The 21,207-nt window shown below is 66.6% G+C and carries 21 protein-coding genes; 7 read left to right on the forward strand and 14 right to left on the reverse strand.

Annotated elements, in window-relative coordinates; translation table 11 throughout:
* Nucleotides 1-960, forward strand: a 960-nt coding sequence (locus tag K309_RS44300) for an NAD(P)(+) transhydrogenase (Re/Si-specific) subunit beta (RefSeq protein ID WP_500784376.1), incomplete at its 5' end; no start/stop codon positions are given.
* Between the two features lie 154 nt (nt 961-1,114).
* Nucleotides 1,115-2,161, forward strand: a complete 1,047-nt coding sequence (locus K309_RS0118630) for a response regulator (RefSeq protein ID WP_029047833.1) — start codon at nt 1,115-1,117, stop codon at nt 2,159-2,161.
* A 32-nt stretch (nt 2,162-2,193) separates the two neighbouring features.
* On the opposite strand, the gene K309_RS0118635 is transcribed toward K309_RS0118630, so the two are convergent.
* From K309_RS0118635 to K309_RS36795, 9 genes are all read right to left on the reverse strand, one after another.
* Nucleotides 2,194-3,447 (reverse strand): THUMP domain-containing class I SAM-dependent RNA methyltransferase, encoded by a 1,254-nt coding sequence (locus K309_RS0118635; RefSeq protein WP_029047834.1) that lies wholly within the window; start codon nt 3,445-3,447, stop codon nt 2,194-2,196.
* Between the two features lie 64 nt (nt 3,448-3,511).
* Nucleotides 3,512-4,117 (reverse strand): 2-hydroxychromene-2-carboxylate isomerase, encoded by a 606-nt coding sequence (locus K309_RS0118640; protein WP_029047835.1) that lies wholly within the window; start codon nt 4,115-4,117, stop codon nt 3,512-3,514.
* A gap of 34 nt (nt 4,118-4,151) precedes the next feature.
* The gene (locus K309_RS0118645) at nt 4,152-4,574 is read right to left on the reverse strand and encodes a CopD family protein (protein WP_029047836.1); all 423 of its coding nucleotides are present in this window, start codon (nt 4,572-4,574) and stop codon (nt 4,152-4,154) included.
* Nucleotides 4,575-4,624: 50 nt separating this feature from the next.
* On the reverse strand, nt 4,625-5,905 hold the full coding sequence (locus tag K309_RS0118650) for a glutamate-5-semialdehyde dehydrogenase (RefSeq protein ID WP_029047837.1): 1,281 nt from the start codon (nt 5,903-5,905) through the stop codon (nt 4,625-4,627).
* 88 nt (nt 5,906-5,993) lie between these two features.
* Entirely contained in the window at nt 5,994-7,052 is a 1,059-nt protein-coding gene (holA, locus tag K309_RS0118655; RefSeq protein ID WP_029047838.1) for a DNA polymerase III subunit delta, read from the reverse strand.
* Nucleotides 7,053-7,070: 18 nt separating this feature from the next.
* Nucleotides 7,071-7,586: an LPS-assembly lipoprotein LptE gene (locus K309_RS0118660; protein WP_029047839.1), complete on the reverse strand. Its 516-nt coding sequence runs from the start codon at nt 7,584-7,586 to the stop codon at nt 7,071-7,073.
* A gap of 40 nt (nt 7,587-7,626) precedes the next feature.
* A complete protein-coding gene (leuS, locus tag K309_RS0118665) occupies nt 7,627-10,248 on the reverse strand; it encodes a leucine--tRNA ligase (RefSeq protein WP_029047840.1) in 2,622 nt (873 codons plus the stop codon).
* 178 nt (nt 10,249-10,426) lie between these two features.
* Nucleotides 10,427-11,224, reverse strand: a complete 798-nt coding sequence (dapB, locus tag K309_RS0118670; RefSeq protein ID WP_029047841.1) for a 4-hydroxy-tetrahydrodipicolinate reductase — start codon at nt 11,222-11,224, stop codon at nt 10,427-10,429.
* Between the two features lie 97 nt (nt 11,225-11,321).
* The gene (locus K309_RS36795; RefSeq protein ID WP_035877858.1) at nt 11,322-11,987 is read right to left on the reverse strand and encodes an outer membrane protein assembly factor BamE; all 666 of its coding nucleotides are present in this window, start codon (nt 11,985-11,987) and stop codon (nt 11,322-11,324) included.
* A gap of 243 nt (nt 11,988-12,230) precedes the next feature.
* Between K309_RS36795 and fur the strand changes: the two genes are divergently transcribed.
* A complete protein-coding gene (gene fur / locus K309_RS0118680) occupies nt 12,231-12,662 on the forward strand; it encodes a ferric iron uptake transcriptional regulator (protein WP_029047842.1) in 432 nt (143 codons plus the stop codon).
* 83 nt (nt 12,663-12,745) lie between these two features.
* Here the strand turns inward: fur and K309_RS0118685 are convergent, their stop codons facing one another.
* Nucleotides 12,746-13,741 (reverse strand): LysR family transcriptional regulator, encoded by a 996-nt coding sequence (locus K309_RS0118685; RefSeq protein WP_029047843.1) that lies wholly within the window; start codon nt 13,739-13,741, stop codon nt 12,746-12,748.
* Nucleotides 13,742-14,041: 300 nt separating this feature from the next.
* On the opposite strand from K309_RS0118685, the gene K309_RS0118690 reads away from it, so the two are divergent.
* A complete protein-coding gene (locus K309_RS0118690; RefSeq protein ID WP_029047844.1) occupies nt 14,042-14,665 on the forward strand; it encodes a flavin reductase family protein in 624 nt (207 codons plus the stop codon).
* Between the two features lie 67 nt (nt 14,666-14,732).
* Here K309_RS0118690 and gap read toward each other — a convergent pair whose 3' ends face one another.
* Entirely contained in the window at nt 14,733-15,731 is a 999-nt protein-coding gene (gap, locus tag K309_RS0118695; RefSeq protein ID WP_029047845.1) for a type I glyceraldehyde-3-phosphate dehydrogenase, read from the reverse strand.
* 84 nt (nt 15,732-15,815) lie between these two features.
* Nucleotides 15,816-17,849, reverse strand: coding sequence for a transketolase (gene tkt, locus K309_RS0118700; RefSeq protein WP_029047846.1), 2,034 nt, complete (start codon nt 17,847-17,849; stop codon nt 15,816-15,818).
* A 274-nt stretch (nt 17,850-18,123) separates the two neighbouring features.
* Here tkt and K309_RS0118705 point away from each other — a divergent pair, with 274 nt between their 5' ends.
* Genes K309_RS0118705 through K309_RS0118715 form a run of 3 tightly spaced genes read left to right on the forward strand, consistent with a single transcriptional unit; the run spans nt 18,124 to nt 19,961 of the window.
* Nucleotides 18,124-18,552 carry a VOC family protein gene (locus K309_RS0118705; RefSeq protein ID WP_029047847.1) on the forward strand — a complete coding sequence of 143 codons (429 nt, stop codon included), beginning with the start codon at nt 18,124-18,126 and terminating at the stop codon, nt 18,550-18,552.
* Nucleotides 18,552-19,310: a 16S rRNA (uracil(1498)-N(3))-methyltransferase gene (locus tag K309_RS0118710; protein ID WP_029047848.1), complete on the forward strand. Its 759-nt coding sequence runs from the start codon at nt 18,552-18,554 to the stop codon at nt 19,308-19,310. Before K309_RS0118705 ends, K309_RS0118710 begins: the two co-directional genes overlap by 1 nt.
* 48 nt (nt 19,311-19,358) lie before the next feature.
* Nucleotides 19,359-19,961, forward strand: coding sequence for a YidB family protein (locus K309_RS0118715; protein WP_029047849.1), 603 nt, complete (start codon nt 19,359-19,361; stop codon nt 19,959-19,961).
* Between the two features lie 93 nt (nt 19,962-20,054).
* Here K309_RS0118715 and K309_RS0118720 read toward each other — a convergent pair whose 3' ends face one another.
* A complete protein-coding gene (locus K309_RS0118720) occupies nt 20,055-20,675 on the reverse strand; it encodes a barstar family protein (protein WP_029047850.1) in 621 nt (206 codons plus the stop codon).
* Nucleotides 20,672-21,043: a guanyl-specific ribonuclease gene (locus K309_RS0118725; RefSeq protein ID WP_029047851.1), complete on the reverse strand. Its 372-nt coding sequence runs from the start codon at nt 21,041-21,043 to the stop codon at nt 20,672-20,674. Before K309_RS0118725 ends, K309_RS0118720 begins: the two co-directional genes overlap by 4 nt.
* Nucleotides 21,044-21,207 lie beyond the last annotated feature (164 nt).

The following is a 21,207-nucleotide window of genomic DNA, read 5'->3' on the forward strand; positions in this document are numbered from 1 at the left end:
GCCGGGCGCTACAAGTTCCGCCTGTTCCAGGGCGCGCCGGTGGTGTTCCCCGGCCAGCACTGGCTGAACCTGCTGCTGGCGGTGGCGATGGTCGGCTTCGGCATCATCTTTTTCATGTCGCAGGCCTGGCTGCCGTTCCTGATCATGCTGGCGATCGCCTTCGTGCTGGGCGTGCTGATCATCATCCCGATCGGCGGCGCCGACATGCCGGTGGTGGTGTCGATGCTGAACTCGTACTCGGGCTGGGCGGCCGCCGGCATCGGTTTCTCGCTGAACAACCCGATGCTGATCATCGCCGGCTCGCTGGTGGGATCGTCCGGTGCCATCCTCTCGTACATCATGTGCAAGGCGATGAACCGCTCGTTCTTCAACGTGATCCTGGGCGGCTTCGGCGGCGCGACGTCAGCGGCCGCAGCGGGCGACCAGCAGCAGCGCCCGGTCAAGTCCGGCTCCGCCGACGATGCCGCCTTCCTGATGGGCAACGCCGAGACCGTGATCATCGTGCCGGGCTACGGCCTGGCCGTGGCGCGCGCGCAGCACGCCCTGAAGGAACTGACCGAGAAGCTGGCCGAGAAGGGCGTGACCGTCAAGTACGCGATCCACCCGGTGGCCGGCCGCATGCCCGGCCACATGAACGTGCTGCTGGCCGAGGCCGAGGTGCCGTACGACCAGGTCTTCGAGATGGAAGACATCAACAGCGAGTTCGGCCAGGCCGACGTGGTGCTGGTGCTGGGCGCCAACGACGTGGTCAACCCGGCAGCGAAGACCGACCCCCAGTCGCCGATCGCCGGGATGCCGATCCTGGAGGCGTACAAGGCCAAGACCATCATCGTCAACAAGCGCTCGATGGCGGCCGGCTACGCGGGTCTGGACAACGAGCTGTTCTACATGGACAAGACCATGATGGTGTTCGGCGACGCCAAGAAAGTGGTCGAGGACATGTTCAAGGCGGTCGACTAAGACTGCCATGCCCGCAGGCGGCCGGGCGTTCCCGGTCGCTTGCGGCGCCGTGCCTTGCAAGGCAGCCACGGCGCGCTATACTGGCCTGCGAATGCGCACGCCGGCTTGCCGAATGCGCCGAACCCCTGCCCGCCGGCCCCGACGCCAACGCATCATGACCTTCAACCCGCATGACCGGAACCTGTCGGTCTTCCATCACCCGGTCCTGACCGTCCTCGTCGACGACAGCAAATCGTTCATCGACAGCCTGGCGTTCCAGATGGATGCCTCGCGCGCGGTCATCACCTTCACCGACCCGCGTGAAGCGCTGCAATGGATCCGCGAGGCCTATGCCACCCGCTTCCCCGGCTTCCTGCCGGTGCGGGTCACGCATGACGACCTGACCTTCCTGACCGAGCGCCGCACCGTCCAGCTCGATATCGACCGGATCTACCGCCAGATCCACGATATCAACCGCTTCCTGCAGCCGGGCGTGATCGTGGTGGACTACTCGATGCCGCAGATGGACGGCCTGGAGTTCTGCCAGGCACTGCAGGACCTGCCGTGCAAGACCATCCTGCTGACCGGCACCGCTGACGAAAGCATCGCCGTGCAGGGCTTCAACCACGGTCTGATCGACCGCTATGTAAAGAAGCACGACAGCAATATGGTGGAGCGGCTGGACCTGGAAATCGAGGCCATGCAGCATGCGTACTTCGCCACGCTGTCGCGCACGCTGCGCGAGTTGCTGACGCGGCATTCGTTCTCGTTCCTGTCCGACCCGGCCATGACCGAGCGGGTGCGCCAGCTGACGGCGCGCTACGGCTTTGTCGAGTACTACCTGTACCCCAACCCGGCCGGCATCCTGCTGTTGACTGCGCAAGGCCACGCCACGCTGATGGTGATCGAGACCCGCGCCGGCCTGATGAGCCAGGTGGAATCGGCCGAAGCCTACGACGCCCCCGCCGCGCTGATCGAAGGCCTGCGCGAGGGCCGCCTGGTGCCGTTCTTCTGGCCGGGCAACGGCATGTACACGCCCGCCTGCATCGACTGGGAGCAATACTGCCTGCCGGCCGAGCGCTGCGAAGGCAACGAAGAGTTCTTCTACGCCCTGTTCGACCTCCCGCGCCACCTGCTGCAGGAGCCGGTGGTCAGCCTGCAGGGCTTCCTGGCCGATTTTTCCCGCAATCCCGAGGCCCTGACGGGACGCAACCGCGGCTGACCCTGCGTGGCCTGCAGGGGACGCGGAGGCGCTCAGTCCGCCTGCTGTGCCCGGTTGGCGCCTCGCACCATGTCGAACCGGAACAGCCGGCATTCGATATTGCCGTTGTAGAGCGGCGTGCGGCGCGATTCCTTCAGCCGCAACCGGCGCGGGAAGCCCAGGTCGCCGGTAAAGACCCACGCCTGCCAGCCCGCGAAGTTCTGCTTGAGCGTCGTGGCAAAGGCACTGGCGAACTGGTTGGCGGCCGCCTCCTCCACCTCGTCTCGCGGCATTTCCTCGTCCGGCATGCGGCGCTGCCCGCGCACCGCGATGCGCTCGCCGTACGGCGGGTTCATCAGCAGCAGGCCCGGCTCGTCGTAGGGCGGCTGCACGAAGCGTGCATCGACCTGCTTGGTGCGCGCCTCGCCCGGCAGGCCGGCGCGCTGCCAGTTGGCCTGCGTGATGGCCAGCATGTCTGTCGAGATGTCCGATCCCACCACCTGCAACTCATCGGCCGAGGCCAGCATGCGCGCGCGCTGGGCGTCGTCCTTGAGCTTCTGCCATGCCTTGCGGTCAACGCCCTTGAGCCATTCGAAGGCAAAGCTGCGGCTGCCGCCCGGGGCGATGTCCAGCGCCACCTGGGCGGCCTCGATCAGGAACGTCCCGCTGCCGCACATCGGGTCGTAGAACGGCCGGAAGGTCTGCCCCGGCACCCAGCCCGCCAGGCGCAGGATGCCCGCGGCCAGGTTTTCCTTCAGCGGCGCCTCGCCCTTCTCGGTGCGCCAGCCGCGCTTGAACAGGGGCTCGCCAGTGGTGTCCAGGTACAGCGTGCAATCGCGCTCGGTCAGGTGAGCATAGACGCGCACATCGGGGCTGACAGTATCGACACTCGGGCGGGCGCCCAGGCGCTCGCGCATGGCATCGCAGACGCCGTCCTTGACCCGCAGCGCGGTGAAATTCAGGCTGCGCAGCGGCGACTTGTGCGCGGTGATATCGACGCGCAGCGACTCGTCCGGCGAAAACCACTGCTCCCAGCGCACGCCGCGCGCCAGGTTATAGATGTCGTCCTCATGCCGGTAGCCGCGCGCGGCCACGCGCAGCAGCACGCGGCTGGCGATGCGCGAATGCAGGTTGACGGCATAGGCGGCGGCCATCTCGCCAGAGAAGTTGACCCCGCCCGGCACCTCCTGGTGCACCGTGAACGGCGCCAGCGCGGCCATGCCCGGCCGGGCGGCGATCTCGCGCAGTTCTTCGGCGAGGGCGCTCTCCAGGCCGCGCGGGCAAGGGGCAAAGAAGGCTTGGGTCATGGGTCAGGTTTCCTGCAAACAAAAACGTCCGCCGTAGCGGACGGGAGATATCCGATAGCTTAGTTCAAGCGGCGGCGAGCGCGCGCTCGAGGAAGTCGAGCCGGTCCTGGCCCCAGAAGGGCTGGCCGTCGAACACATACCACGGCGCGCCGAACACGCCGGCCGAGATCGCGTCCTGCGTGTTCTGCACGTAGGCCGCCTGCACCGACTGCGCCTCGCTGGCCTTGAGCAGGCCAGCGCCATCCAGTCCGGCCTCGTCGGCGATCTGCGCCAGCGTGGCGGCATCGGCAATATTGCGCTGCTGCGCCCACACCGCCGCGCCGATCGCGCCGGTCAGCTGCATCGCGCGCGCGGTGCCGTGCGCCAGCTGCGCCGCGATGATCAGCTTGCTGGCCGCGTCGCCGGAGACCGGGAAGTAGGTTGGCTCCAGGTTCAGCGGCAGGTCCAGGAACGCGCTCCAGCGCTTGAGCTCGACCAGCCGGTAAGCCTGGCGCTGCGGCGGGCGCTGCGCCAGCGGCAGTCCGCCGGAGACGGAGAATACCTTGCCCATGTCGCACGGCTTCAGGTTCACCTGCACGTCGTGGCGCTCGGCAATGGCGGCGAAGCGCGCATGGCCCAGGTAGACGAACGGCGACTGCGGCGTCATATAGTAGTCAACCAGCTTGCTCATCTCGATCTCGCAATTTGTGGAACGGGCGCCCGGCTCAGAACGGCTTGACGACCACCAGGATCACCACCGCCAGCAGCACCAGCACCGGCAGTTCGTTGAACCAGCGATAAAACTTGTGCGAGCGCGTATTGCGCCCGCCTTCGAACTTGCGCAGCAGCATGCCGCAGCCATGGTGGTAGCCGATCAGCACCACCACCAGCGCCAGCTTGGCATGCATCCAGCCCTGCCCCGCGCCGCGGCCGATGCCGTAGCCCAGGTACAGCCACAGTCCGAACACCACCGCCGGCACCGCCAGCATGGTCATGAAGCGGAACAGCTTGCGCGCCATCAGCAGCAGCCGCTCGGTACTGGCGGCATCGGTCTCCATCGCCAGGTTGACGAAGATGCGCGGCAGGTAGAACAGGCCGGCGAACCACGAAACGACGAAGACGATATGCAGCGCTTTGACCCAGAGCATCGGCGGACAGACGTTGGCTTGCGATTGTTATTGTTGTTGGCGGGCCGGCGTCAGGTCCGGATCTCGCCGTGCCCGAACACCACGTACTTGAGCGAGGTCAGCCCTTCCAGCCCGACCGGGCCGCGTGCGTGCAGCTTGTCGTTGGAGATGCCGATCTCCGCGCCCAGGCCATATTCGAAACCATCGGCAAAGCGGGTCGAGGCGTTGATCATCACGCTGGCTGAATCGACCTCGCGGATAAAGCGCATGCCCGCCGAGTAGTCCTCGGTGATGATCGAATCGGTATGGTGCGAGCCGTATTCGTTGATATGCGCGATGGCTTCATCGAGGCCGGAAACGGTCTTGATGGCGAGGATCGGGGCCAGGTATTCCAGGCGCCAGTCTTCCTCGGCGGCATCGACCAGCCCGCTGAAGCCGGCGGCCTCCAGCGTGGCGCGGGTTGCCGGGCAGACGCGCAGCTCGACGCCCTTCTCCTGGTAGATGCGGCACAGCGGCGGCAGCGCGGCGGCGGCGATGTCCCGCGACACCAGCAGCGTTTCCATGGTGTTGCACGGCGCGTAGCGCTGGGTCTTCGCGTTGTCGCAGACGCGCACGGCGCGGTCCAGGTCGGCGGCGGCATCGATGTAGACGTGGCAGATGCCGTCCAGGTGCTTGATCATCGGCACGCGCGCTTCTTCCATCAGGCGCGCGATCAGGCTCTTGCCGCCGCGCGGCACGATCACGTCGACGAATTCGGTCATGGTGATCAGGCGGCCGACCGCGGCACGGTCGGTGGTCTCGATCACCTGCACGGCCTCTGGCGGCAGGCCGGCGGCGGCCAGGCCTTCGGCCACCAGCGCGGCCAGCGCGGTGTTGGATTCGATTGCCTCGGATCCGCCGCGCAGGATGGTGGCGTTGCCCGACTTCAGGCACAGCGCCGCGGCATCGATGGTCACGTTCGGGCGCGACTCATAGATGATGCCGATCACGCCCAGCGGCACGCGCATCTGGCCGACCTGGATGCCGGTCGGGCGGAACTTCATGTTCGAGATCTCGCCGATCGGGTCGGCCAGCGCGGCGATCTGCTCCAGGCCGGCGGCCATGGTGGCGATGGCCTTGTCCGACAGCGTCAGGCGGTCGACGAAGGCGGCGTCCTGGCCGTTGGCGCGGGCACGCTCCACGTCGCGCGCATTGACGGCCTTGAGCTTGTCGGCATCGCGGCGGATGGCGGCGGCGATGGTCAGCAGCGCCTGGTTCTTGTCCGCCGTCGAGGCACGCGCCATCGCGCGCGACGCCGCGCGGGCCTGGCGGCCGACGCGGTCCATGTATTGGTTGAGGTCGAGCTCGTTCATGTCAGTGGCCGGGGGAAGGCCGTCAGTGTGTGTATTTCTCCCCTCTCCCGCAGGCAGGAGAGGGGAGCAAATCTTCGGGACGCGAACGCTAGCGGGCAACCATCAGCGCCAGCTGCTGCAAGCCATCCCACGGCTCCGCCGGCAATGGCGCGCTGCCCGGTGGGGGCAGGTCCTGCAGGCCCTTGACCTGGCGGTCCAGCCGCGCGGCCAGTGCCAGCGCCGCTTCCAGCCGTGGCAGCTGCAGCCGCTGCGCGGCCTGCGGCACCAGCCGCTCGCGCGGGCCCCAGACGCGCAGTTCGCGCATCAGCACGCCCGCCGGCTTGCCGGCCGCAAGGCCTTGCCGGACCTTGGATAATACGCGAATTTCCTCGGTCAGCGCCCACAGCACCAGCACCGTGGCCTCGCCCTCGCCGCGCAGCCCTTCGAGCATGCGCACCAGCCGCGGCACGTCGCCCGACAGCATCGCCTCGGACAGCTTGAATACGTCATAGCGGGCCACGTTCAGCACCGCGTCGTGGACCTGGTCGAAGCTCAGTTCGCCCGGCGGGTACAGCAGCCCCAGCTTCTGGATTTCCTGGTGCGCCGCCAGCAGGTTGCCCTCGACCTTGTCGGCGATGAATTGCAGCGCGCGCCGGCCCGGCTCGCCGCCCTCGACCCGCTGCTGCTGCAGCGCCAGCCGCTCGCTGACCCAGGCCGGCAGCCGGGTGCGGTCCACCGTGTCGACCTTGATCGACACGCCCGCGCCTTCCAGCGCCTGGAACCACGCCGACTTGGAAGTGGCGAAATCCAGCCGCGGCAGCGTCACCAGCAGCACCACGTCCGGCGACGGCTGTGCCGCCACCGCGCGCAGCGCTTCGCCGCCATCCTTGCCGGGCTTGCCCGAAGGGATGCGCAGCTCGACGATCTTGCGGTCGCCGAACAGCGACATCGACTGCTGCGCCTCGACCAGCTGGCCCCAGTGGAAGCCGCGCTCGGCCACCAGCACCTCGCGCTCCGAAAACCCCGCTTCACGCGCGGCGGCGCGCAGGCGATCCACCGCCTCCAGCACCAGCAGGTGCTCGTCGCCATGCACCACGTACAGCGGCGCCAGGCCCTTGGCCTTCGCCTGCTTCAGGTGCGCGTCGAGCCCGTCGAGCTTGAGTTGCATGCCGTAAATCTGCCCCGCTCAGATGGCCTTGACCGCTGCCAGCCGGCGCATCAGCTGCTGCACGATATCGCGCTGCATGTCGCGGTACAGCTGCTGCTCTTCGTAGTCCTTGGCCAGCGTGTTGGCTTCGTTGTAGGTCAGGTCGCGCGTCAGCACCAGCTGCGACGGCGCGATCAGTTCCTTGCCGGCGGCATCGCGCAGGCGGAAGGTGAAGCGCTGCGTCAGGCGGTATTCGCGCACCACGCCTTCGGTCGTGATCGACAGGATGGACTTGGTGCGGGTGTCCTGCAGCACGTCCAGCAGCGCGTCAGCCTCTTTCTGGTCGGCCACCACCTGGGTGTCGGAGCCGCCGCGGATGGCGCGGCGCAGGTCCGCGCCCATCAGCGAGTTGGGCGGAATCCCGATATAGAGCCGCTTGAACGCGAAGTCCGAATTGCCGCGCAGATGGAAGCCGCAGCCGGCCAGCAGGCCCGTTGCCGGCACCGCCAGCATCGCCGCGAGCACCTTGCGGCGGCCCATGTTCAGTCGCTTCATTCTTGGCGATTCCTCAGTCAGGTTCCGGGCCGCTGACCCGTTACAGCACCACGTTCACCAGCCGGCCCGGCACCACCACGATCTTCTTGGGCGCCTTGCCTTCGGCAAACTTGGCCACGGTCTCGCAGCCGGCGGCCGCCGCCTCGATCGCGGCGCGGTCGGCGCTGGCCGGCACGGTGATACTGCCGCGCACCTTGCCGTTGATCTGCAGCACCAGCTCGATCTCGCTGCGCACCAGCGCGGCTTCATCGACCTGCGGCCACGGCGCGTCGAGCAGGTCGCCGGATTCGGCGGCGAAGCCCAGCTGTTCCCAGAGGCCGTGGGTGATGTGCGGCACCACCGGGTACAGCACGCGCAGCAGGATGCCGAAGCACTCGCGGCGCGCGGCCGGCGAAGCGGTCTTGGCGTCTTCCAGCGCATTCAGCATCTTCATCGTGGCCGAAACCACGGTGTTGTACTGGATGCGCTGGTAGTCGTAGTTAGCCTGCTTGAGCACGCCGTGGATCTCGCGGCGCAGCCCGGCGTCATCGGCCGTGATGGCGCTGCCGGCGCCATCGCGCAGCGCGGCGGCGTTGGCATACCCGTAGTTCCACACGCGGCGCAGGAAGCGCGAGGCGCCCTCCACGCCCGAGCCGCTCCACTCAAGCTGCTGCTCGGGCGGCGCGGCGAACATCACGAACAGGCGTGCGGTATCGGCGCCGTACTGGTCGATCAGCGCCTGCGGGTCGATGCCGTTGTTCTTGGACTTCGACATCTTCTCGATGCCGCCGATCACCACCGGCTGGCCGTCGGCCTTCAGCGTGGCGCCCACCGGGCGGCCGCGCTCGTCGGTCTGCACGTCGACGTCGGCCGGGTTGTACCAGTGTTTCTTGCCCGAGGCGTCTTCGCGGTAGAAGGTCTCGTTCAGCACCATGCCCTGCGTCAGCAGGTTGGTGAACGGCTCGTCGAACTTGACCAGGCCCAGGTCGCGCATGACCTTGGTCCAGAAGCGCGCGTACAGCAGGTGCAGGATCGCGTGCTCGATGCCGCCGATGTACTGGTCCATCGGCATCCAGTAGTCGTTGCGGGCATCGACCATGGTGGCCGCGTCCGGGCAGGTATAGCGCATGTAGTACCAGCACGAATCGATGAAGGTATCCATCGTGTCGGTCTCGCGGCGCGCGGGCTTGCCACACGACGGGCAGGTGCACTGCAGGAAGCGCGGATCCTTGGCCAGCGGGTTGCCGGTGCCGTCCGGCACCAGGTCTTCGGGCAGCACCACCGGCAGGTCCTGTTCAGGCACCGGCACCACGCCGCAGCTGTCGCAGTGGATCAGCGGGATCGGCGTGCCCCAGTAGCGCTGGCGCGAGATGCCCCAGTCGCGCAGGCGCCAGGTGGTCTTCTTCTCGCCCAGGCCCATGGCGCCCAGGTCGGCGGCGATGGCTTCCACCGCGGCCTGATAGCCGAGGCCATCGTACTTGCCGCTGTGGATGCAGGTGCCGTTTTCCTTGTCGCCGTACCATTCCTGCCAGGCTTCGGTCGAGTACGGCTGGCCCTTCACGTCGATCACTTGCTTGATCGGCAGGTTGTACTTGTTGGCGAAGGCAAAGTCGCGCTCGTCATGCGCGGGCACGCCCATCACGGCGCCGTCGCCGTAGCTCATCAGCACGTAGTTGCCGACCCACACGTCGACCTTTTCGCCGGTCAGCGGGTGCACGACCTGCAGGCCGGTCGGCATGCCCTTCTTCTCCATGGTCGCCATGTCGGCTTCCATGACCGAGCCGTGCTTGCATTCGTCGATGAAGGCAGCCAGCTCGGGATTGTTCAGCGCGGCGTGCGTGGCCAGCGGGTGCTCGGCGGCGACCGCGCAGAAGGTCACGCCCATGATGGTGTCGGCGCGCGTGGTGAAGACGTAGAGCTTGCCGTCGTTGATCGGCTTGCCATCCTCGCCCGGGATGTCATGGGTGAAGGCGAAGCGCACGCCCACGCTCTTGCCGATCCAGTTCTGCTGCATCACCTTGACGCGCTCGGGCCAGCCCAGGCCATCCAGGTCGCCCAGCAGTTCCTCCGCATACTCGGTGATGCGCAGGTAGTACATCGGGATCTCGCGCTTTTCCACCACCGCGCCCGAGCGCCAGCCGCGGCCGTCGATGACCTGCTCGTTGGCCAGCACGGTCTGGTCGACCGGATCCCAGTTGACGGTGCCGGTCTTGCGGTAGGCAATGCCCTTTTCCAGCATCTTCAGGAACAGCCACTGGTTCCAGCGGTAGTAGTCCGGGCTGCAGGTGGCGACCTCGCGCGACCAGTCGATCGCCAGGCCCATCGACTGCATCTGCTTCTTCATGTAAGCGATGTTGTCGTAGGTCCAGGCAGCCGGCGCCACGCCGTTGTTCAGTGCGGCGTTTTCCGCCGGCATGCCGAAGGCGTCCCAGCCCATCGGCATCAGCACGTTGTTGCCGTTCATGCGCAGGTAGCGCGCCATCACGTCGTTGATGGTGTAGTTGCGCACGTGGCCCATGTGCAGCTTGCCCGACGGGTATGGGAGCATCGAGCAGGCATAGAACTTGGGCTTTTCCTTGCCGTCGGGGCCCGCTGCATGCTCCGACACGCGGTAGGCGTCGATGGCTTGCCAGTGCTGCTGGGCGGCTTGTTCAACGGCGGAAGGAAGGTATTTGTCTTGCATGGTCGGGACAGCAGTCAGGGCAACGATCAGGGCAGCGTCTGCGCGGCAACTGGCCTGCCGGCAGCCGGGGAAGCGTTGGAATGTAGGCGGCGGGCGCCCGTCTGGGCGCCCGTCCGGCGAGCAATGCTAAAGCAATCGATTATAACCGTGGCGCCAGCCCTGGCCGCCCCGGGGCGCCTTACTTCAGGCCCAGCACGTCCTGCATGTCGAACAGGCCATTGGGCTTGTCGGCCAGGAAACGGGCCGAACGCACGGCACCGTCGGCATACGACTGGCGGCTGGACGACTTGTGGCTGATCTCGATGCGCTCGCCGATGCCGGCAAACATCACGGTGTGGTCGCCGACGATGTCGCCGCCGCGGATGGTGGCAAAGCCGATCGAATTGGGATCGCGCTCGCCGGTATGGCCTTCGCGGGCATAGACGGCGCAGGTCTTCAGGTCGCGGCCGAGCGCATCGGCGATCACTTCACCCATCTTCAGCGCGGTGCCCGACGGGGCGTCGACCTTGAAGCGGTGATGGGCCTCGATCACTTCGATGTCGTAGCCGGTGGACAGCAGCTTGGCCGCCACTTCCAGCAGCTTGAAGGTGGCATTGACGCCAACACTGAAATTGGCGGCAAAAACGATGCCGATGGACCTGGCGGCCTCGGCCAGCGCGGCCTTGCCGGCATCGTCGAAGCCGGTGGTGCCTACCACCATCTTGACGCCCAGCTTCTTCGCCGCAGCCAGGTGCGCCAGCGTGCCTTCCGGACGCGTGAAGTCGATCAGGCAGTCCGCGCCGGCCAGCCCGGCTTCCACGTCGGCGGTGATCGCCACGCCGGTGTTGCGGCCCAGGAACAGGCCCGCGTCCTGGCCCAGCGCCGGCGAACCCGGCAGGTCGAGCGCGCCCGACAGCTTCACGCCCTCGGTGTTCAGCACTTGTTCGATCAGCATGCGGCCCATGCGGCCGGATGCGCCTGCGATGGCGATGTTCATGGTGTCTGGCTCAGCGGAATGTGCGCAATACGTGAAAAGTGAATAGGCCGGTCATGGCTGACCGGCCCGGAACGGATGGCGGGCCGCGGATGGCGGCTCAGTTGGCTTTGGGCGCGTCAGCGGGCGCGTCGGCGGGCGTGTCGGCGGGCGCGGTGGCCTGGGCCGGTGCAGCGGTCGGCGGCGCCTCGGCAGCAGGGGCAGCGGGCGCGGGCGTCGCCGCCGGCGCGGCAGCCGTCTCGGTCGCCTGCCGCGGCACGAAGTTTTCCACGGTGGTCTGCGGCTCGGGCTGGGCGGCGGCCGTGCTGCTGGTGGAGACCTTGCCCGGAGTCTGGTCCTTCAGCGCCTTCTTCATGCCGTCGATCTCGGCGATCAGCTCGTACTCGGACGGCAGCTCGTCACCGCCAAACTTGACCAGCTGGTCGCCCTCGAAGAAGACCGTGTAGCGGCGCTGCTGCACCACGGCGGTATTGCCGCGGCGGAACGAGAACACGTAGTCCCAGCGGTTGGCGTGGAACACATCGGTCAGCAGCGGCGTGCCGAGCAGGAATTTGACCTGCTCGCGCGTCATGCCTGCGCGCAGTTGCGAAGCGGCTTCGCGCGACACGAAATTGCCCTGCACGATATTGATCCGGTACGGCGTGATGGCGTTGGCTACCTTGCGCGAGGTGGAATCGTAGGCCGAGCAGGCGCCGGCCAGCAGAGCCGCGGCCAGCAGGGAGACAACCAGCGTCGGGCGCATGGCGGACGAACGGGTATAACGCATGTATCTCGCTTCCGGGAGGGAAAGGGAAAGTACGGAAAGTACCGCGGGAGACCAGCGCAGCAAGCGCTGCAAGAGCCGGTTACACCACATGCGCACGGGGCGCCTGCCGCGGCAACCACATGGGGCCGACCGCAAATGCCTGAGGCGCGTTGCCCACATGGGACATGGCACCGCGGGCGACTTTTGCTGTCAAAACCCTTATGATTCAACTATCCAGACATTGTACTCTAGGGAGTCACGCCCATGCCGAGTCCGGCGGACCTCAAGAATATCGGCCTGAAGGCGACGGTGCCCAGGCTGAAGATTCTTGAAATTTTTCAGACCAGCGAACAGCGGCACCTGAGCGCGGAAGACGTCTACCGTATCCTGCTGAACGAGCATATGGATATCGGCCTCGCCACCGTCTACCGCGTGCTGACCCAGTTCGAACAGGCAGGCCTGCTGTCGCGCAACAACTTTGAATCCGGCAAGGCCATTTTCGAACTCAACGAAGGCAAGCACCACGACCACCTGGTGTGCCTCGATTGCGGCCGCGTCGAAGAATTCTTCGATTCCGAAATCGAGCATCGCCAGCAAAGCATTGCGCGCGAGCGCGGCTTTGCCCTGCAGGAACACGCACTGTCGCTGTACGGCAACTGCACTAAAACCGACTGTCCCCACAGACCCAAACGATAAGCCGGCGCACGCACCGCGTAGCGCATCCGGCAGAAAAACAAAAACCGGCGCCAGGCGCCGGTTTTTTTATGGGGTGCGCCGGTTCAGGGCTCACGCAGCGATTGCAGGTCTTCTCCGGCAACCACGCGCGACGGGCGCGACGCCGAGAGGCCGACAAACTCGGCCACCACCTGGCGGAACAGGTTGCGCGCCCATACCAGCATCGGATGGGTGTTGCGGCTGCGGTGCCAGAACATGTTCAGGCCGACCGTGGTGTTGAGTTCCGCCGGCAGCGGGAACGCCTTCAGGCCGTAGGTTTCGCAGGCCATGTCCTTGGTCAGCGCATTGACGGTGAAGATCATGTCGGTCTGCGCGGCCATCTCGGCCTGGGCCCGCCACGAATGCACCGTCAGCGTCGCATTGCGCTTGAGGCCGCGCTGCTGCAGCGCGTAGTCGAGCGGGATCAGCGACGGCGCCGGACGGCCCGCGCCGCCGGAATGCGCCATGAAGATATGGCCGCAGTCCAGGTATTGCTCGAGCGTGCAATGGTTCTTCAGCACCGGATGGTTCTTGCGCGCGCACACCCACAGGTTCAGCGACGTCACCATTTCCTCGACGATTTCCGGATGCCGGGTCGGGAACGGGGAGAACGCCAGGTCCAGCTCATTGGCGCGCATCGAGGCCACGTCGGCTTCCCAGGAATGGGACTCGACCAGCTTGATATGCAGGTCCGGCGCCAGTTGCTTGATGCGCAGCACGAAGCGGTTGAAGACCGTGTCGCCCAGCTCGGCGGCAAAACCGATGCTCAGCGTGCCGGTGGCCACCGCGGGATCGAAATTGTCGGCGTCGCCTTCGTTGATCGACGACCACAGGTCCAGCATGTCGCGGATCTTGGGGCCCAGCTCCAGCGCGCGGGGGGTGGGCGTCAGGCCGTGGGGGACTCGGATGAAGAGCGGATCGTCAAAGATCTCGCGCAACCGGCCCAGCGAATGCGATACGGCTGGCGCGGTCATATGCATCTTCTCCGCGACGTAGGTCGCGTTTCGCTTACTCAGCAGCTCGGTGAAGATCACTAAAAGCTTTGTGTCTACGTTCACCATGATCAGGCCCAGGTCAGATTTTTCTTAGCAAAGATGGCCCCACCACTTGCACTGGCTGCACATCAGAGTTCAACGGCATCTTGCTAGTGTAAGAGGAAAAAACAGGCTCGGAAAGCAAATTCGGCATTTTCGGAGCGACGAACCCTGTCATATTTCTGCAAAATAAGGCCGTTTTTATGAAGTTGGCCTCATATACGCCCAACTTCAGTGCAACGGCAGACCCTCGTGCATCAGGGTATATTCGCTGTCGCCATCCCATTTTTGTCATTCTTTTCCCAGGGCGCAGACGCGTCCGCCATCATGCCTGACTCCCGAGCCGACCATTCCCGCCTTCCAGTCGAACTGCCCAAGGCCTACCGCCTTCTCAACCACGGCCCGACGGTGCTGGTCAGCGCGGCCGCGGGCGGCAAGCGCAATATCATGGCTGCCGCCTGGGCCATGCCGCTCGATTTCGCGCCGCCCAAGGTCGCGGTGGTGCTGGACAAGAGCACCTGGACCCGGCGCCTGCTGGAAGAGAGCGGGGAATTCGTGCTGCAGGTGCCTACTGTCAGCCAGGTCGACCTGACCGAGGCACTGGGCTCCAGCTCCGGTCTGGCCCTGCTGGAGCAGGAAGGTACCGACAAGTTCGATGCCTATGGGCTGGGCAGCTTTGCCGGGACAGTCGTCGGCGCGCCGCTGCTGGAAGGTTGCGCAGCCTGGCTCGAATGCAAGCTCTTGCCGGAGCCCGCGACGCAGCAGACCTATGACCTGTTCCTCGGCGAAGTGGTCGCAGCGCATGCGGATTCGCGCGTATTCAGCAACGGGCGCTGGCATTTCGAGGGCCACGACGCGCTGCGCACCATCCACCATGTCGCCGGCGGCCACTTCCTGGTGGACGGCGCGGCCGTCGACGCGCGCCCGCTGGCGCCGCGCCAGGCCGGCTGAACGACCGCTTGTGCCCAAGAAAAACGCGCCCGAAGGCGCGTTCTTCTTTACTGCAAGGACAGCCGGATTACTTGGCCACCACGCGTGCCATCTCCAGGCACTTGTTCGAGTAGCCCCACTCGTTGTCGTACCAGCTCACGACCTTGATGAAGGTGCCGTCCAGCGCAATGCCGGCTTCGGCGTCGAAGATCGAGGTGCGTGCGTCGCCGCGGAAGTCGGTGGCGACAACCTTGTCTTCGGTGTAGCCCAGCACGCCCTTCAGCGCGCCCTCGCTCTGGGCCTTCATCTCGGCGCAGATTTCTTCGTACGAAGCGGACTTTTCCAGCTCGACGGTCAGGTCAACCACCGACACGTCCGAGGTCGGCACGCGGAACGACATGCCGGTCAGCTTCTTGTTCAGCTGCGGAATCACTACGCCCACGGCCTTGGCGGCACCGGTCGACGACGGGATGATGTTTTCCAGGATGCCGCGGCCGCCGCGCCAGTCCTTGTTGGACGGGCCGTCAACGGTCTTCTGCGTGGCGGTGGCAGCGTGCACCGTGGTCATCAGGCCGCGCTTGATGCCCCACTTGTCGTTCAGCACCTTGGCCACCGGGGCCAGGCAGTTGGTGGTGCAGCTGGCGTTCGAGATGATCGCCTCGCCCTTGTACGTTTCGTGGTTCACGCCGTACACGAACATCGGGGTGTCGTCCTTCGACGGAGCCGACATGATCACCTTCTTGGCGCCCGCGTCGATGTGCTTCTGCGCGCCTTCCTTGGTCAGGAAGATGCCGGTCGACTCGATTACCACGTCGGCGCCGACTTCGCCCCACTTCAGCTCGGCCGGATCCTTGACGGCGGTCAGGCGGATCTTCTTGCCGTTGACGACCAGCGTGTTGCCGTCGACCGACACTTCGCCGTCAAAGCGGCCGTGCACCGAGTCGTACTTCAGCATGTAGGCCAGGTAGTCGGGCTCGAGCAGGTCGTTGATGGCAACGACTTCGATATCCTTGAAGTTGGCGGCGGCGGCGCGGAACACCATGCGCCCGATGCGGCCGAAGCCGTTGATGCCGATCTTGATGGTCATGACTGTCTCTCCTGAGGATCGATGAAAACCGGTGGGCGCCGCTGCTGCCGCACGGCGCACCGCGCGGTTCCAGCGCCCGGATGCTTAGATAAGGGTGTCTTTCACCGTACGCACGACATTGTCGACGGTGAAGCCGAAGTGCTTGAACAGCACGCCGGCCGGCGCCGATTCGCCGAAGGTGTCGATGCCCACTACCGCTTGGACCTGGTACTTCCACCAGAAGTCCGTCACGCCCGCCTCGACCGCCACGCGCGGTACGCCGGCCGGCAGCACGCTGGCCTTGTAGGCGGTGTCCTGCTTGTCGAACACGGTGGTCGCCGGGACCGACACCACGCGCACATGCACGCCTTCCGCAGCCAGCGCGTCCGCCGCGCCAACCGCCAGGCCCACTTCCGAGCCGGTTGCCATGATCACGGCGTCCGGACGGCCGGTCCCGGCGTTGACGCTGTCGCGCAGCACGTAGCCGCCGCGTGCGATATTGGCGCGGGTGGCGTCGTCGCGTTGCTGGAACGGCAGGTTCTGGCGGCTGAAGATCAGGCAGCTCGGACCGTTCTCGCGGCGGATTGCCTCGGCCCAGGCCACGGCGGTCTCGGTGGTGTCGGCGGTACGCCAGACGTCCATGTTGGGGATCAGGCGCAGGCTGGCGACGTGCTCGATCGACTGGTGCGTCGGGCCATCTTCGCCCAGGCCGATCGAGTCGTGGGTGAACACGAACAGCGAGCGGATCTTCATCAGCGCCGCCATGCGCAGCGCATTGCGGCTGTAATCCGAGAAGGTCAGGAAGGTCGCGCCGTAGGGGATGTAGCCACCATGCAGCGTGATGCCGTTCATGACGGCGCTCATGCCGAACTCGCGCACGCCGTAGTTGATGTGGTTGCCCCAGGCATCCACGCGCACGGCCTTGCTGCCGGACCAGTTGGTCAGGTTCGAGCCGGTCAGGTCAGCCGAGCCGCCGAGGAACTCGGGCAACACCGGGCCGAAGGCCTCGATGGTGTTCTGGCTGGCCTTGCGGGTGGCGATGGTCTCGGCCTTTTCCTCGCACTTGGCGATGAAGGCTTCGACGGCGGCGTCGAACGAACCCGGCAGCTCGCCCTTCATGCGGCGGGTGAACTCGCCGGCTTCATACGGGTGGCGCTCGGCATAGGCGTCGAACAGCGCGGTCCAGGCACGCTCCAGCGCCTGGCCGTTGGCCTTGGCGTCCCAGGCGTCATAGACGTCGGCCGGCACCTCGAACGGGGCGTGGGCCCAGCCCAGCGCCTCGCGGGTGGCCAGCACTTCGGCGCCGCCCAGCGGCGCGCCGTGCACGTCGTGGCCGCCTTCCTTGTTGGGCGCGCCCTTGCCGATCTTGGTGCGGCAGCAGATCAGGGTCGGCTTGTCGCTGGCCTTGGCCTGCGAGATCGCCAGGTCGACGGCGGTGACGTCATGGCCGTCGATGCCGCGGATCACGTTCCAGCCGTAGGCCTCGAAACGCTTCGGGGTGTCGTCGTTGAACCAGTGCACGACATCGCCGTCGATCGAGATGCCGTTGTCGTCCCACAGCGCAATCAGCTTGTTCAGCTTCAGCGTACCGGCCAGCGAGCAGGCCTCGTGCGAGATGCCTTCCATCAGGCAGCCGTCGCCCAGAAAGACGTAGGTGTGGTGGTTGACGATATCGAAACCGGGGCGGTTGAATTCTTCGCCAAGCAGGCGTTCGGCCAGCGCCATGCCGACCGCGTTGGTGATGCCCTGGCCGAGCGGACCGGTGGTGGTCTCCACGCCCGGCGTGATGCCGTATTCCGGGTGGCCGGCGGTCTTGCTGTGCAGCTGGCGGAAGTTCTTCAGCTCTTCGACCGGCAGGTCATAGCCGCTCAGGTGCAGCAGCGCGTAGATCAGCATCGAGCCGTGGCCGTTTGACAGCACGAAGCGGTCACGATCGGCCCACTGCGGGTTGGCCGGGTTGTGCTTCAGGTGCCGGCCCCACAGCGCCACGGCGATATCCGCCATGCCCATCGGCGCACCGGGGTGGCCGGAATTGGCCTGCTGGACGGCGTCCATGGCAAGCACGCGGATGGCATCGGCCATCAGCTTGGCGGGCTGGGAAGCAAAGGGACTCGTTGCGGGATGGGCTAGGGCGGACATTCGGGCGGTCTTGGACGTGAGCTTGGACGCGGGCGGGCGTGAGCCTGTCGGCGGGAAAACCGCAATTTTAGCAGAAGCTAAGGGGTTTTCCGGACCCCCGGACACCGGTGGCGGGCATGCCTCGGGGATCACCCGCGGGCCGGGGGCGGCCGCTGCACTGCGCTTCGACAGCGCCGCGCCACGCGCGTAAGATGCACACTCGCACCGCGCGGCCCGGCTTGGCGACAGACGAGCGACAGGCCGCGCCGGGTTTCCCGCATGACAGGAGACGATCATGAGCAGACCGGCCAACACCCCCTGGCTCACCCCCTACCTGACCGTCGCCAACGGGCGCGCCGCGCTGGATTTCTACAGCCGCGCCTTCGGCTTTGCCGCCGGCAACGTGGTCGATGAAAACGGCGTGCCGACCCACGCCGAAATGCACTACCAGGGCGATCTGGTGGTGATGTTCGCACCCGAAGGCGCCTGGGGCAGCACCGCGCGCACGCCCCGCTCGCTGGGGGTGGAATGCCCACAAACCTTCTATGTCTACTGCGACGATGTCGACGCCATGCACCAGCGCGCGGTCGACGCCGGCGCGGTCAGCCTGATGGCCCCCGCCGACCAGTTCTGGGGAGACCGCTACTGCATGGTCGAGGATCCGGACGGCTACCGCTGGGGCTTCGGCAAGCCGCTGGATCCGAACAGGGGCAAGGCAAGCTGATGGCTCCGCGTTTCTTTGTCGGCGGCACGGACACGATCCTGGCCGCCGAAGCCGAATTTCCCCTCCCCGAACCGGTGGTACGCCACGCCCAGGTGCTGCGCCTGGCGCCCGGCGACGCCATCACGCTGTTCGACGGGCGCGGCGGCAGCCATGCCGCCACCCTGCTCGAGCTGGGCAAGCGCCATGCCCTGGCCCGCATCGGCGCACACGACGCGGCCGAGGCCGAGCCGCCCTTCCGCGTCACGCTGGCGCAAGGGCTGGCCGGTGGCGACAAGATGGACTGGCTGATCGAGAAAGCGGTCGAGCTCGGGGTCGCCGCGATCCAGCCGCTGCAGGCCAACCGCTCGGTGGTGCGCCTCACCGGTGACCGCGCGCACAAACGCCAGGCGCACTGGCAGGCGCTGGTGCAGGCCGCCTGCGAACAATGCGGGCGCAATCGCTTGCCCGCCGTGGCCCCGGTCGCTAACTTTGAAACGTGGCTGGCGCAGTCGGGCGGCAGCGGCGCCGGCGCAAGGCTGCTGGTGTCGCCGCGTGCAGAGCAGTCGCTGCCGGCCTATGTGGCCGGGCGCCGCGACGCCCTGCTTGCCGATGGCGTCACGCTGCTGATCGGCCCCGAAGGCGGCCTGTCGCCGGACGAAGAGCGCGCGGCACTGCAGGCAGGCTTCACCGGCGTGTCGCTCGGCCCGCGCATCCTGCGCACCGAGACGGCCGGGCTGGTCTGCCTTTCCACGCTCAACGCCTTGCTTGGCGGTTTCTGACGGCGGCGGCCATCCGGCCAGCGCCAACCTTGACTGAAGGAGTCGACCATGGGACTACTCGATAGCGTGCTGGGCGGCGTGCTCGGACAACTGGGCAATGCCCGCGGCGAAGACGGCAGCGCCGGCGGGCTCAATCCGAAGCTGATGATGGCGCTCGGCCTGCTGGCGATGCTGGCCATGCGCAACCGTGGCCAGGAAAGCGGCTCCGCAGCGCCGGTCGACGATGGGCTGGGCGGGCTGGGCAGCCTGGGCGGACTGCTGGGTGGCATGATCGGCGGCAATGCCAGCGCGCCCGGCGCCACGGGCGGGCTCGACCTGGGTTCCCTGCTCGGCGGGCTGCTAGGCGGCCAGGGCGGCGCCCCGGCCAACAGCCAGGCGCTGGGCGCCGCCGCCGGCGGCATCGGCGCGCTGCAGCAGATCCTGGCGCAGGCCGGGCTGGGCGAGCAGGTGGATTCGTGGATCAGCACCGGCGCCAACCAGCCGGTCACCCCGTCGGCGCTGAGCGACGCGCTCGGCGGCACCGGGGCGCTGGACTCGCTCGCGCAGTCCACCGGGATGTCGCAGGAAGACGTGGCGGCGCAACTGAGTGAAGGGCTGCCCGAGCTGATCGACCGGCTGACGCCGCACGGGCATGTCCCTGCGCAGGAGTAAGGCGCCAGGTGAGTGCCAGGCGCCACCAAGCAAAAAGCCCGCAATTGCGGGCTTTTTGCTTGGTACGGAATGGAATCTGAACGGAGCCGGCGCTCAGGCGAACGAGTAGAACACCCGGAACTGCACCTTGCGCTCGCCCCAGAACTCGGCAGCGTCGCGGAACACGTCCAGCAGCACTTCGCGCCCTTCCTTGTCGAACTTCTGCGCGATCGGCAGGCCTTCCAGCACGATCACGAAACCTGGCTGCGGGCCAGCCTTGTAGATCAGGTCGGTCAGGCAGTCCGCCAGCGCATCGAAGTTCTTGCCGAAATGCTTGGGGAAGATAAATGACGTTGCGATCGTTTCCAGGACCTCGGCCTTGCTGGCGCAATGCGCGCAGTTGGCATACAGGAAATGCTGGCCGAGATCCGCGGCCGCCTGGGCCAGCTCGGGCACGCGGAAGGCGCGGATCGACTGGACGATGTTCGGACGCACCGTCTTGAACAGGTTCATGGCCCCCTCGCTGGTGCCGTCAGCCCAGCCGGCACCGGCCGGCATGGCCACGGGCGCGTTCGCGGGCGGGAGTTTGTGCGTGAGCTCTTGGCGCTGCGGCATCGTCAGCACGTTGTCGTAAAGGTTCTGGGCCTGCTGCTGAGCCCGCTGCCAGCCATCTCCGGCGCCGCGCTCTTCGCGGGCGGCAAGGGCGTCGCCCAATCCGAAAATGTCAGTCATCATTTGAGTATCCGTTTGAAGCTGTTGTAGTGGTCTTCCGTGTAGTAACAATCGTTGGCAGCGCGCTGTTCCCCGCCGCATACGATCCGCCTGGGTCCCCGGTTCCGGCTTCTGGCGCTCTTTACCGTGTACTCGCGGTAGTACCCGCGTTCTTGTTGTGGCAGGAGGCGTTCGTAGTTGCCGAACCTGGTTCCGTCCTTGTCATACGGGAATGGGCCGCCGGCTTCGATGCGTTCCAGGGTCTGCCGTGCTTCGTTGGGCAACTGCTGCACCGCAATGGTTCCCATGCCTTCGGTCTGCGCCTGGCGCGCCAGCGCGGGCTGCGCCAGGGCCAGCACCAGCGCCGCGCCGGTCATCGACCGGGCCAGCATCCGTGCTGCCTGCTGCATCAAAGGTACTTGGGAAACCACGTTGCTTGTCTAGGTTGAACCGGAAAATCGAGCCTGCCGCTGTTTGGGTAGACGATCTGTCCGGGCCACCCTGGCCGGCAACCTCGCGCGCCTTGCCGTGCACGCGCCGGATACCAACCGCACCG

This window comes from Cupriavidus phytohabitans (assembly GCF_000426345.1).
Taxonomy (GTDB): domain Bacteria; phylum Pseudomonadota; class Gammaproteobacteria; order Burkholderiales; family Burkholderiaceae; genus Cupriavidus.